Source organism: Pantoea sp. WEP (genome assembly GCF_041678305.1).
Taxonomy (GTDB): domain Bacteria; phylum Pseudomonadota; class Gammaproteobacteria; order Enterobacterales; family Enterobacteriaceae; genus Pantoea; species Pantoea dispersa.
The window spans coordinates 4,000,867-4,013,156 of record NZ_JBGNXB010000001.1; the positions used below are offsets into that span (position 1 = coordinate 4,000,867).

The 12,290-nt window shown below is 57.4% G+C and carries 9 protein-coding genes, 1 tRNA gene and 2 other RNA genes; 1 reads left to right on the forward strand and 11 read right to left on the reverse strand.

Annotation, left to right across the window (positions count from 1 at the left end; translation table 11 throughout):
• Window positions 1–9: 9 nt before the first annotated feature.
• The 9 genes from dppB to ABVR31_RS18665 all read right to left on the reverse strand — a co-directional run bounded on the left by dppB (window position 10) and on the right by ABVR31_RS18665 (window position 7,429).
• Window positions 10–1,029, reverse strand: coding sequence for a dipeptide ABC transporter permease DppB (gene dppB, locus ABVR31_RS18625; protein WP_021507021.1), 1,020 nt, complete (start codon window positions 1,027–1,029; stop codon window positions 10–12).
• A 245-nt stretch (window positions 1,030–1,274) separates the two neighbouring features.
• Entirely contained in the window at window positions 1,275–2,885 is a 1,611-nt protein-coding gene (gene dppA / locus ABVR31_RS18630; RefSeq protein WP_058758078.1) for a dipeptide ABC transporter periplasmic-binding protein DppA, read from the reverse strand.
• Between the two features lie 477 nt (window positions 2,886–3,362).
• Complete coding sequence (locus ABVR31_RS18635) at window positions 3,363–3,647, reverse strand: hypothetical protein (RefSeq protein ID WP_222951425.1); 285 nt, start codon at window positions 3,645–3,647, stop codon at window positions 3,363–3,365.
• Between the two features lie 291 nt (window positions 3,648–3,938).
• A non-coding RNA gene (locus ABVR31_RS18640) (RtT sRNA) lies at window positions 3,939–4,068 on the reverse strand.
• Between the two features lie 38 nt (window positions 4,069–4,106).
• Window positions 4,107–4,236, reverse strand: a non-coding RNA gene (locus ABVR31_RS18645) — RtT sRNA.
• Window positions 4,237–4,274: 38 nt separating this feature from the next.
• Window positions 4,275–4,351: transfer RNA gene (locus tag ABVR31_RS18650), tRNA-Pro, on the reverse strand.
• Window positions 4,352–4,475: 124 nt separating this feature from the next.
• Window positions 4,476–6,170, reverse strand: coding sequence for a kdo(2)-lipid A phosphoethanolamine 7''-transferase (gene eptB, locus ABVR31_RS18655; RefSeq protein WP_222951426.1), 1,695 nt, complete (start codon window positions 6,168–6,170; stop codon window positions 4,476–4,478).
• A 269-nt stretch (window positions 6,171–6,439) separates the two neighbouring features.
• Window positions 6,440–6,868, reverse strand: coding sequence for an organic hydroperoxide resistance protein (locus ABVR31_RS18660; RefSeq protein WP_021507024.1), 429 nt, complete (start codon window positions 6,866–6,868; stop codon window positions 6,440–6,442).
• A 96-nt stretch (window positions 6,869–6,964) separates the two neighbouring features.
• Window positions 6,965–7,429 carry a MarR family winged helix-turn-helix transcriptional regulator gene (locus ABVR31_RS18665; RefSeq protein ID WP_010616544.1) on the reverse strand — a complete coding sequence of 155 codons (465 nt, stop codon included), beginning with the start codon at window positions 7,427–7,429 and terminating at the stop codon, window positions 6,965–6,967.
• Window positions 7,430–7,489: 60 nt separating this feature from the next.
• Between ABVR31_RS18665 and ABVR31_RS18670 the strand changes: the two genes are divergently transcribed.
• The gene (locus tag ABVR31_RS18670) at window positions 7,490–8,083 is read left to right on the forward strand and encodes an HD domain-containing protein (RefSeq protein ID WP_021507025.1); all 594 of its coding nucleotides are present in this window, start codon (window positions 7,490–7,492) and stop codon (window positions 8,081–8,083) included.
• 45 nt (window positions 8,084–8,128) lie between these two features.
• Here ABVR31_RS18670 and ABVR31_RS18675 read toward each other — a convergent pair whose 3' ends face one another.
• Together ABVR31_RS18675 and uca are read right to left on the reverse strand one after the other, a co-directional pair.
• Window positions 8,129–8,425 (reverse strand): HTH-type transcriptional regulator, encoded by a 297-nt coding sequence (locus ABVR31_RS18675; RefSeq protein ID WP_021507026.1) that lies wholly within the window; start codon window positions 8,423–8,425, stop codon window positions 8,129–8,131.
• 265 nt (window positions 8,426–8,690) lie between these two features.
• Window positions 8,691–12,290 (reverse strand): urea carboxylase, encoded by a 3,600-nt coding sequence (gene uca / locus ABVR31_RS18680; protein ID WP_372773801.1) that lies wholly within the window; start codon window positions 12,288–12,290, stop codon window positions 8,691–8,693.

The window sequence follows — 12,290 nt, forward strand, 5'->3', positions numbered from 1 at the left end:
GATTCCCCCTTATTTCTTATGACGGATGCGCGGATTCACCACGCCGTACAACAGATCAACCAGCAGGTTGACCAGAATGATCAGGATTGCCACCAGCAGCACGCCGCCCTGCACCACCGGATAATCACGGCGCTGCAGTGCTTCGATCAGCCAGCGGCCGAGTCCCGGCCAGGAGAAGATGGTTTCGGTGAGGATGGCGCCCGCCAGCAGCGTGCCCACCTGCAGCCCGATCACCGTGACCACCGGCAGCATGGCGTTACGCAGCGCGTGCACCACGATCACGCGCATGCGCGTCAGGCCTTTGGCGCGCGCGGTGCGGATGTAATCTTCACCCAGCACTTCCAGCATCGAGGAGCGCGTCATACGCACAATCACCGCCAGCGGAATGGTACCCAGCACGATGGCCGGCAGGATCATGTGCATCACCGCATCTTTGAAATCGCCCTCTTCGCCCCACAGCAGCGTATCAATCAGCATAAAGCCGGTGAGCGGATGGCTGTCGTCAAGGAAGATGGTGTCGCTGACGCGGCCGGAGACCGGCGTCAGGTTGAGCTGCACCGACACCAGCATGATCAGCATGATGCCCCACCAGAAGATCGGCATTGAGTAGCCGGTCAGCGAGATGCCCACGGCGGTGTGATCGAAAATTGAGCCGCGTTTCACCGCCGCCAGCACGCCGACCGGAATACCCACGGCAACGGCGAAGATCATGGCGCAGATGCCCAGCTCAAGCGTGGCTTTAAAGCGCGGCACGAACTCATCCCACACCGGGATGCGGCTTTTCAGCGAGATGCCGAGGTCGCCATGCAGCACGCCGTTGATGTAAGTGATGTACTGTTTCCACATCGGCTGATCGAGACCAAACTGGGCCATCAGCTGCGCATGACGTTCGGGGGAGATACCGCGTTCACCGGCCATGATCAGCACCGGGTCGCCGGGGATCAGGTGAACGAAGGCAAAGGTCAATAATGTAATACCGATGAACGTCGGGATGACAAGGCCCAGACGTCGGAGTATGAATTGCAGCATAAGCCGGATTCTCAGTCATTTTCCGTGGCGCTAACGCCATGGACTACATTGCTCACAATCCGCAGCCGGCATAGCCGGACGCGACGCAAGAAGCGCTTCAAAATCCCCGTCATACTTCACGCTGCATCAGCGCAAGGTATTGAGGGTTTATAAGAAATTAGCCGGAAATAAAGTGCGGAGTACGGGCGGCGAAGGTGCCGCCCGAGGGCCAGCCATGCTGGCCCTGACCGCGATAATCCGAAAGGTTATTCCTGGATGTCGACGTTTTCGAAGTGATGTTTACCTAATGGATCAACCACATAGCCACTCACTTTCTTGCTCACTGGCTCGTACACGGTTGAGTGCGCGATGATCAGTGCTGGCGCCTGGTCGTGCATTACCACCTGCGCCTGCTTGTAGAGCTCAATACGTTTGTTGTGATCGGCTTCAGCACGTGCTGGCTGAATCAGATCTTCAAACGGCTTGTAGCACCAGCGTGAGTAGTTGGAACCGTCTTTCGCTGCCGCGCAGCTGAACAGGGTGGCGAAGAAGTTATCCGGATCCCCGTTATCACCGGTCCAGCCCATCATCACGGTCTGGTGTTCACCGGCTTTAGCACGCTTCAGGTACTCGCCCCACTCGAAAGTAACGATTTTGGCTTTCACGCCGATTTTCGCCCAGTCAGCCTGAACCATTTCCGCCATACGACGGGCGTTCGGGTTGTACGGACGCTGTACCGGCATCGCCCACAGGTCAATGCTGAAGCCATCCGGCATGCCCGCTTCTTTCAGCAGCTCTTTGGCTTTGGCCGGATCGTAAGCGTAGTCTTTGACGTCATTGTTGTAGCCCCACATGGTTGGTGGGATCAGGTTTTTCGCTGCCTGACCGGCGCCCTGATAGACCGCATCAATGATCGCTTGCTTGTTCACCGCCATGGTCAGAGCCTGACGCACTTTGACGTTATCCAGCGGTTTTTTCTCGGTGTTGAAAGACAGGTAACCGACGTTCAGCCCTGGCTGTTCCATCAGGTTGATTTTGGTGTCTTTCTTCATGCTGGCGATATCAGCCGGGTTGGGATACGGCATCACCTGACACTCGCCTTTCTGCAGTTTGGCGTAGCGCACTGAAGCATCTGGCGTGATGGAGAACACCAAGCGATCGATTTTTGGCTTGGTGCCCCAGAAGTCCGGGTTGGCTTTGTACAGAATACGTGAGTCTTTCTGGTACTGCTGCAGCACGAACGGACCGGTACCCACCGGGTTGAGGTCCAGTTTTTCTGGCGTGCCGGCTTTCAGCATGTTGTCGGCGTACTCTTTCGACAGGATTGACGCGAAGTCCATGCCAAGGTCGGCGAGGAACGGCGCTTCCGGACGGGTCAGCGTGAAGCGTACGGTGTAGTCATCCACTTTTTCGATTTTGGCGATCAGCTTCGGCATGTCCATGCCTTCGAAGTATTCGTAGCTGCCGCCGGAGACACCGTGGTACTTGTTGTTTTTATCGAGCTGGCGCTCGAAGGAGAACACGACGTCATCAGCGTTGAAGGTGCGGGTCGGCTTGAAGTCTTTGGTGGTTTGCCACTTCACGCCCTGACGCAGATGGAAGGTATAGGTTTTACCATCTTCGCTGACGTCCCATTTTTCTGCCAGGCCCGGCTGCAGCTCAGTGGTACCGGTTTTGAACTCAACCAGACGGTTGTAGATCGGTACTGAGCTGGCATCGTAAGTGGTGCCGGATGTGAACAGCTGCGGGTTGAAGCCTTCCGGCGAACCTTCTGAACAGTAAACGAGGGTTTTCGCCTGAACGCCCGCGGCCACGGTCATAGCAATCAGGCTAAGACCGACCTTCAGCATCCTGGATTTGGCCAGGGAGTTGATCATGTTTTGCTCCATTGTGATGTGATGTTGTGTGCGTCGCCCGACCTCTGATTTTTTTATGCGGTTCGGGCAGGTCAGTTATGTAATGACCAAAATGCGAGCGGTTATTGTTGTAGCGCTGACGCCGTGGAACCTGCCAGCGCTGGCCGTCTCTGCATCTTATTGACGCATCAATTTGTCAACAGTTGCAATGAACGTCAATACAACGTGGGGTTATTTACACAGAGTGTGAGTAAGTGCAAGCAACGATAAAAAACAGTGTTTGCACGCTAAGCCAAAATTTAAAAAGGTGATAAAGCGCGCAATGCCGTGTGATTCTCTGGCAATAGCGCCTGATGACAGTGATTATCACCGTTAAAAAACGTCTTAAAGTTGTCGGTAAATGTTGAATATCTGAACGATTCCCCGTGCGTTATGACGTTCAGGCAGCGAAATATGCTGGCGTAATGGCATAAGAAATCAGCAAAAAGCAAAAGCCGGTCATAAGCAGAATGTGTCGCGAATTAAGAGAGGTGCTTTGATGCAGCAAGGGATGAAGAGCGGTGTTGAAGGATAATACGGTTTATCCCGGTGATGATTAATGGAACGCGTAAATTGATGACTTTGCTTAATTGCTGCCGGGATGTGAGTCTGGTTCAGGGAAAGCCCCATCAGATCGCCATTAATGATGGGCGTGGGTTCCGGCATGGTCATCCGGTCGCCATGAATGGCGACCCTACAGGGAATATGCCGCTGAATGATGAGCGTGGATTCCGGCGCGGCCATCCGGTCGCCATGAATGGCGGCCCTACAGGATTATGCACTTTTGTAGGGTGCGTATTTATACGCACCTGGGGGATGTGCACGGCAGCCAATAAACCTTCAGCCATCACCGAAGCCGGATAAAGGGTGGAATGCGGGGCCGCGGAGTAAAGCGTCACACGCCAGGGATGGCGTGTGCCGAGCGATCAGGGACGAGACAGCGTCTTTACGGAGCGGTCCCGTATTTCACCCTGAAACTGCAAAAACGACAGACGAAAAAAAACCTGCTTTTTGCAAAGCAGGTTTCTTAAATGATGGTCGGCGAGAGAGGATTACGCTTCTCTGCGAGAAGCGCCCTGCGGGCCGTTGCTGGCGCAACGTTGTCTCGCTGCGCTCGGCTCAAACCTCCTTCGGAGGTTCTCATCCTCTATTTGCTAAAGACGAAAAAAAACCTGCTTTTTGCAAAGCAGGTTTCTTGAATGATGGTCGGCGAGAGAGGATTACGCTTCTCTGCGAGAAGCGCCCTGCGGGCCGTTGCTGACGCAACGTTGTCTCGCTGCGCTCGGCTCAAACCTCCTTCGGAGGTTCTCATCCTCTATTTGCCACAGACGAAAAAAAACCTGCTTTTTGCAAAGCAGGTTTCTTGAATGATGGTCGGCGAGAGAGGATTCGAACCTCCGACCCACTGGTCCCAAACCAGTTGCGCTACCAAGCTGCGCTACTCGCCGATGGGGGCGAATATTACTGCCGTGACTTTAGAGCGTCAATCCCTTTTCCCGAAAATCCGCCTGATTGCCTGGAAAGCAAGCAGTGCCTTAAACACCTGCCTGCTCAATAAGATCCAGGCACGAATTACAGCGCTTTCGCACTGCTGGCAGTGGCAGGTGCCTGGCACCAGTTATTCGCTGCTTTAATACCGCCATCCGGCGAGGTATAACCCAGACACCCTAAAATGGTGTCGAACAGCTCAACATGACGATGGGTTTTGCCGACGCGCTGCTGCGCCTGTAACCGCTCAAAGTTGCTGCGGTTAGTCGGGTCCTGCAAATACTTATCAGACGCCCAGACAATCATAGGCACGCGGAACTGCTCCGGCGGCGCCATCTCGCGCGGCGTACCGTGCAGGTGCATATTTTCGCTGATCGACTCACCGTGGTCCGCGGCATAGAACACAATCGCCTTCTTATCACGCAGCTGATCCAGCACGCTGTCCAGCATGGTATCAACATACAGAATCGAGTTGTCGTAGGCGTTAATCAGCTGAGCTTTGCTGCACTTATCGTCCACGCCGATACACTCAGGCTGATAGCGGGCAAACTCGCGCGGATAACGCTGCGAATAGAGATAGTGTGAACCTTTCGTGTGCAACACCACCAGATGCTTGCCTTTCGGGAAGCGCTGCAGCGAAGCCTGCAGCTCCGGCACCAGCAGCATATCGTCCACCGCTTTGCCCTGATTGCGCTTCTCAGAACCAATCTGCTCGCGGAACGAGAAGTTATTCACATCGGCGTTGTCGTAGAACCACACTTCGCTCTGCATGGCGAACAGCTCGGAGGTGAAGCCCAGCTCTTTCATCACCGCAAAAATGTTCTGCTCTTTCAACGTACGGCCAGGGTTATCCATGGTGCCGCCCTCGCGCACAAACATGCAGCGCAGCGACAGCTTGGTGGCGGTATCACAGGATTCACCGCGGAATGCCACCAGATTCTTCTCTTTCGACAGCTTCGGCGTGGTATCGCGGTTATAGCCCAGCATGCCCATGTGATCCCAGCGCGTGGTCTCGCCAATCACAAACACCACATAGGTATCGTCAATGCCAGGCGGCGCTATATAGGTAAACTTCTTCGCCGGATCGAGCAACTCCTGGCTGTCCAGCTTCTCATCCACCTTGGTCCAGGCGAACAGGCCCAGCGCCGCAATCCAGTTCGAAGGCAGATAAGAGTGCGCCACTACGCCACCATAGCTTGGCAGGTCGATATTGGTGATCTCTTCATTGGCTTTTTGCAGTTTGTCGAAGTAGCGAATCGGCAGCCATACCAGCGCTACGCTCAGCAGCAGGATCACTGTAGGTTTCAGGCGCTGACCGGGAGTTTTCAGCTGTTCAATCAGCGTCAGGCTCAGGTTATTGCGCCAGATCAGCAGCAGCGGCAGTGCGCTCACCAGCACCATCCACAGCACAAAGTGCAGCCCGATAACCTCTTTAGAGAGATCGACATCGGTGGTCATGACCGACGCCACGATGCCGTAACCGATCACCACGTTAAAGAACGCCATGTAATAGGCGGCGGCCACCGAAATCACCACCAGCAGGCTGGCGATCACGCGATAAAACCATTTGCCACCCAGCGACAGCAGTCGCATCAGGAAGAAGGTCAGCAGTACGGCAGCGGTCACTTCCGCCGCGGCGGATAACCAGTTGGTGACGGTAGATTTCGTTAAGAAGCCGTCAAAACGGCGATAAAAGATTGGCAAATTCAATAAGATGCCAAGATAGAGCGCCAGCAAAAGCGACAACTTTTGCTGCGTTAAACTTTTAATGTAATTCATATAAATTTCTGTTCCCGACCTGGTGTCGATGCTTCAACCGTAAATGTGACTGTGCAAAGAGCGTAAGGTTCGCTTGCGTAGCAGAAAAGCGTGACCTGGCGAGTAGGATCGGGACGAATCTGAACCCAAATAATTACGATGATGCACGGAGCGCAGCAGTAGAACATTTAACCAATGGTAAGACCAGAAAATTCTTTAGTTCGATGGGATGCGGGATGTTGTTCGTGATAAAAAAGGCTCCCGCAGGAGCCTTTTATGCAGGCATCAACTTAGTTGATGATATTCAGCGTCACGTCGATGTTGCCGCGCGTCGCGTTTGAGTACGGACAAACAATGTGTGCCGCATCAACCAGCTTCTGCGCTTCCGCCGCGTCCATCTCTGGCAGATGGATATTCAGTTTTGCTTCAATGCCAAAACCGGTGGGGATAGGGCCAATCCCTACTTCGCCCTCAATCCACGCGTCTTTTGGCATGGCGATTTTGTCGCGGCCGGCAACAAACTTCATCGCGCCGAGGAAGCAGGCAGAGTAGCCGGCAGCAAACAGCTGCTCCGGGTTCGTCACCTCGCCGCCCGCGCCGCCCATCTCTTTTGGCACGCCCAGCTTCACGTCCAGCACGTTATCAGACGAGGTGGCGCGGCCATCGCGGCCACCGGTTGCTTTGGCTTTGGCGGTGTAAATCACTTTTTCTAAAGACATCATAACCTCACTATTCGCTATATAATCGCGTGCTATTTATAAGGCACAGGGGAAAACTTCACTCTCAGAATGCCGCCGCAGCGACATCCCTGATGCTCAGGTGGCGCGATTCAGGTTGCCGCGCAGATCGTCCAGCTGCTGTTTCAGCGCCGCCATGGTGTCGGTATCGCAGGCGGTCGCGCACTGTACCGCTTCCGGAATGCTGGCGGCTTTTTCCTGCAGCGCGCGTCCCTGGTCGGTCAGCGTAACCACGACCTGACGCTCATCCTGACGCGAACGCTGGCGGCGCAGCAGACCAGCGCTCTCCAGTCGTTTCAGCAGTGGCGTCAGGGTGGCCGAATCGAGAAACAGCTTTTCACCAATCTCCGATACCGTCAGATCATCCTGATGCCACAGCACCAGCATCACCAGATATTGCGGATAGGTGATCTCCAGCGCCGCCAGCAGCTGGCGATAGACTTTATGCATCGCCAGGTTCGCCGAATAGAGCGCGAAACACAGATGCTGATCAAGCTGGAGTGGCGCAGGCTTCACTTTTTTGTCATCTTGATTACTGTTCATGCGACTCAATATAGATAGCGCGCTAGATAATTGCAAGCAACTTTTTCCTGGAGTGTGAAGATGCGTGATTCACTGGAAGAGCAGGCGCGCCGTTATGCCACGCAGGCACATGCCGATGCGGGCCAGCGTCGTAAATACACCGACGAACCCTATATTGTGCATCCGGCTGCCGTCGCGGAGCTGGTGCGCAGCGTCAGCGATGACGAAGCGATGATCGCTGCCGCCTGGCTGCACGACACGGTGGAGGACACCGCCAGTACTTTACAGGATATTGAAGAACACTTTGGTGCGCGCGTTGCACATCTGGTGGACATGCTCACCGACAGCGCCCAGCCGCAGGCGAAAAATCGTACCGCCCGTAAGCTGGCACACTTTCGCCACACTGCCGAAGCCTCGCCCGAAGCGCAAACCATCAAGCTGGCCGATATCATCGATAACACCCGTGCCATCGTGCAGTTCGATCCCAACTTTGCCCGGGTTTACCTGGTGGAGAAACAGATTCAGATTCAGCTGTTACAGCAGGGCGATCGGCGTTTGTGGCAGCAGGCGAATCACATCATTGAACAGGGCATCGCGCAGCTGGCAAAACCGCCGTACAGCGTGCCGGAGAGCTGGTTTGTCAAACAGGCGGCGAAATACGGTGGCTTAAGCTAAAAAAACCCGCCGTGCAGGCGGGTCACAGAGAACCGATAGTCGGCGTTATTCCAGCAGCTGTCGGCCCAGATACGGATTGGCCTGCAGCAGTTTCATCAGTTTGCGAGCCGTGGCGGATGGGCGCGTACGTTGCGCTTCCCAGCTTTTTACTGACGAGACGCTCACCCCCATCACGCGGGCGAATTCATCCACCTGCATGCCGGTCATCTCGCGTAAACGCTGCGGTTCGGGAACGGAAACGGTATTGAGTGCAATTTCTGATACGGGAGTCTGTGCATCACGTGTCAAAACAATTTGCTCAAGACTGCTGAGTAATTCGACCATTGGATCTTTTATTTCCATAGAGAACTCCTTAAAACTCACTATGAAGCACGTGAAAGTAGAGAGGTAAGCGCCACCAGGCGCTGAAACCGGCCTTATCAGGCTGTATCCCGAAACAGTTTTCCCTTATCAGGGCGAAAATAGTGTTTTAATGAAACCGTTACGGGACACAGCCTGTTGCACACTGCGAAAAGATGTCAGGGCAATGCAACATTGAACCGGGTCTCTAAGTATGGGTCAGATCCCCGGTTTTGCTGCCTGTTTCCTGATTATTTTTTCTTCTTTCTTATACTGCAAACGGATCGATCACCATAAGTAACTGACCCGCCTGCACTTGCTGCCCGGCCTGGCGTTGCAGGCTGTGGATTTTGCCACTGACCGGCGCCACGATCGGGATTTCCATCTTCATGGATTCGAGAATGCCTACCGTGGCACCCGCGGTCACATCACTGCCTTCCGCCACCAGCCATTGCCACACGCTGCCCGCCACCTGGCTCTCCACGCTGTGGCAGCCCGCCGGCACCACCACTTCCTCGCTGCTCTGCGCCTGCAGCTGGCTGTCGAAGGTGAACTGGCCATCGGCGCGCCAGCGTGCCAGCTCGGCGTCAAACGCCTGCTGACGCTGCTGCTGGAATGCGTCGATCTCCGTCGCCTGGGCAGTCAGCAGCCCCTGATAGTCGGCGAGGCGAAATTCCCCGGCTTCCACGCGCAGCGGGTAATCGCCCCACGGGAAACGTTCGCGGATTTGCAGCAGTTCGTCGGCACTGACCGGATAAAAACGGATTTGGTCGAAGAAGCGCAGCAGCCACGGCTGGGTAAAGGCGCTGGTGCGGCGATCGCGATTCCACATCTGCAACGTACGTCCGACGAACTGATAGCCGCCCGGCCCTTCCATGCCATAAACACACAGATACGCGCCGCCGATGCCCACCGAGTTTTCCGCCGTCCAGGTACGCGCCGGATTGTATTTGGTGGTCACCAGGCGGTGACGCGGATCGAGTGGCGTTGCCACCGGCGCGCCGAGATAGACATCGCCCAGCCCCATCACCAGATACGAGGCGCTGAACACAATCTGTTTCACCGCCTCCACGCTATCGAGCCCGTTGATGCGCCGGATAAACTCAATGTTGCTCGGGCACCAGGGCGCATTCGAACGCACCGACTGGCTATAGCGTGTTACGGCTTCACGGCAGGCGGCATCATCCCAGCTGAGCGGCAGCCACACGGTGCGCGACGGCACAGCCGCGTCGGCGAGGTCGCCCAGCAGATTATCAGCGTGCAAAATTTGCGCCAACAGCTCACTTCTTGCGCACTGCTGCGCATCATAATGCACCTGTAACGAGCGGATGCCGGGCGTCAGCTCCAGCTGACCCGCCAGCGGATGCGCCTCCAGCCACTGCATCAGGGCGTGAACGCGGAAACGCAGCGCAATGTCCAGTGTCAGCGCGCCATACTCCACCAGCAGAAAACGGTCACCCGCGGCGCGCACGCACAGTGCAGGCCGCCCGGCGGTTGCTGCATGCTGGTGCAATATTGGATCGATCAGCGGCAGCGCTGGCACCACGCGCACCGCATCCGGTTGCAGATGCGCGATCTCACGACGCTGCGCCTGCGCCAGACGATCGGCATCAGCAAGGGCGATCGGCACAAAGCGCAGTCGATCGCCCGCTTTGAGCTGACCCAGCTTCCACAGATCGGCGTCGATCACCGTCGCCGGACAGACAAAGCCGCCCAGCGAAGGGCCGTCCGGACCAAGGATCACCGGCATATCACCGGTAAAATCTACCGTGCCAAAGGCATAGGCGTTGTCGTGAATATTGGACGGATGCATGCCCGCCTCGCCGCCGTCGCTGCGTGCCCAGTCAGGTTTCGGGCCGATCAGCCGAATCCCGGTGCGGCTGGAGTTGTAGTGCACCTGCCACTCAGCAGCGAAAAATTCGTCGATATCGTCATCGGTAAAGAAGGCAGGTGCGCCGTGCGGACCATAAATAACGCGCAGCTGCCATTCACCGTTAAGCGGCGGCAGCAGCGTCTCAGGCAGGCGCGCCGCCGCAGCCTGACGCGGCGCGGCCAGCTGCAGCACGTCGCCGGCGCGCAGCGCCCGCCCGGCGTGACCGCCAAACTTACCCAGCGTAAAGGTACTGCGGCTGCCCAGATAGCGCGGTGTATCCAGCCCGCCCGCCAGCAGCAGATAGCTGCGGCAGCCGTCGCGCACGTCGCCCAGCGTCAGGGTTTGCCCGGCCTGCGCATGCAGCACCTGATGCATCGCCAGCGGCTGGCTGTCGAGGGTGGCTGCCAGCGGCGCGCCGCTCAGCACAAAGCTGCACGCCTGATTAAAGCGCAGCGTCGGACCGCGCAGCGTGATTTCCAGCCCGGCCGCCTGGGCCTCATTACCCAGCAGGCGATTGCCGAGCTGGAAGGCGCGGCTGTCGAACGGCCCGGAAGGCGGTACGCCGACGTGCCAGTAGCCGACGCGGCCCGGCGCATCCTGCACCGTGGTGAGGGTACCGCCGCTGAGGATATCCAGCGTCGGCGGCTGCCACGCCACGCTGCCGAGCGTGGCGGTAATGATGCGCCCCTGCTGCACGTCCGGCAGCGTACAGAGCTGACGCAGCCAGCGCAGGTTGGTCTCGATGCCATACAGCTCACTCTGCGCCAGCGCCGCGATCATGCCGTCGAGCGCGCGCTGGCGATCGGCCGCGTGCACGAGGATCTTCGCCAGCATCGGATCGTAAAACGGTGAAACCTCCATGCCGCTCTCTACGCTGCTGTCGATGCGCAGCGTGGCGTGATCGAGCGCCGTCGGGAACTGCACGTGGCTGAGCAGCCCGGCGCTCGGCTGAAACTGCTTCGCCGGATCCTCAGCGTACAGCCGCACCTGAATAGCATGGCCCTGCGCCACCGGTTGCAGCGTCGCCAGCGGCGGCAGGCGCTGCTGCGCCAGTTCGACCATCCAGCGCACCAGATCCACGCCGTACACCAGTTCAGTGACGCCATGCTCGACCTGCAGGCGGGTATTCACTTCGAGGAACCAGAATTGCTGGCTGACCTCATCGTAGACATACTCCACCGTGCCAGCGCTGCGATAGTTAACCGCACGCGCCAGCCGTACGGCGGTGGCCTGCAACTGCGCGCGCACCGCATCGCTGAGCCGCGGCGCGGGGGTCTCCTCCAGCACCTTCTGATTACGGCGCTGCGCCGAGCAATCGCGTTCGCCCAGCGCAATCACGTTGCCGTGGCCATCGCCAAAAATCTGTACTTCGATATGGCGCGCCCGGGCGATAAATTTCTCTAAAAACACGCCATCGTCGGCGAAATTGTTACCTGCCAGACGTTTTACGCGGGTAAAGGCTTCCTCCAGCTCGTCCGCGCTGTTGCAGCGCTGCATCCCAATGCCGCCACCGCCGGCGGTGCTTTTCAGCATCACCGGATAGCCAATCTGTTGCGCGGCGGCCTGTGCCTGCTGCAGGGAGGTCAGCAGCCCGCTGCCCGGCAGCAGTGGCACCGCGTTCTGCTGCGCCAGCTCACGCGCGCGATGTTTCAGGCCAAACGCCCGCATCTGCGCCGCATCCGGCCCGAGAAAATGCAGGCCCGCCGCTTCGCAGCGCGTGACGAACTCCGGTTTTTCACTGAGAAAGCCATAGCCCGGATGCAGCGCCTGCGCGCCGCTCTGCGCGGCAATCGCCAGCAGTTTGTCCTGGTTGAGATAGGTGTCGCGCACCTGGCCCTCGCCCAGCGACCAGGCTTCATCGGCCAGCCGCACGTGGCGCGCATGGCGATCGGCTTCGGCATAGACGGCAATCGCCCGGATATTCATGGCCTGCAGGGTACGGATGATACGCACGGCAATCGCGCCACGGTTGGCAATCAATACGCGATCAATCAT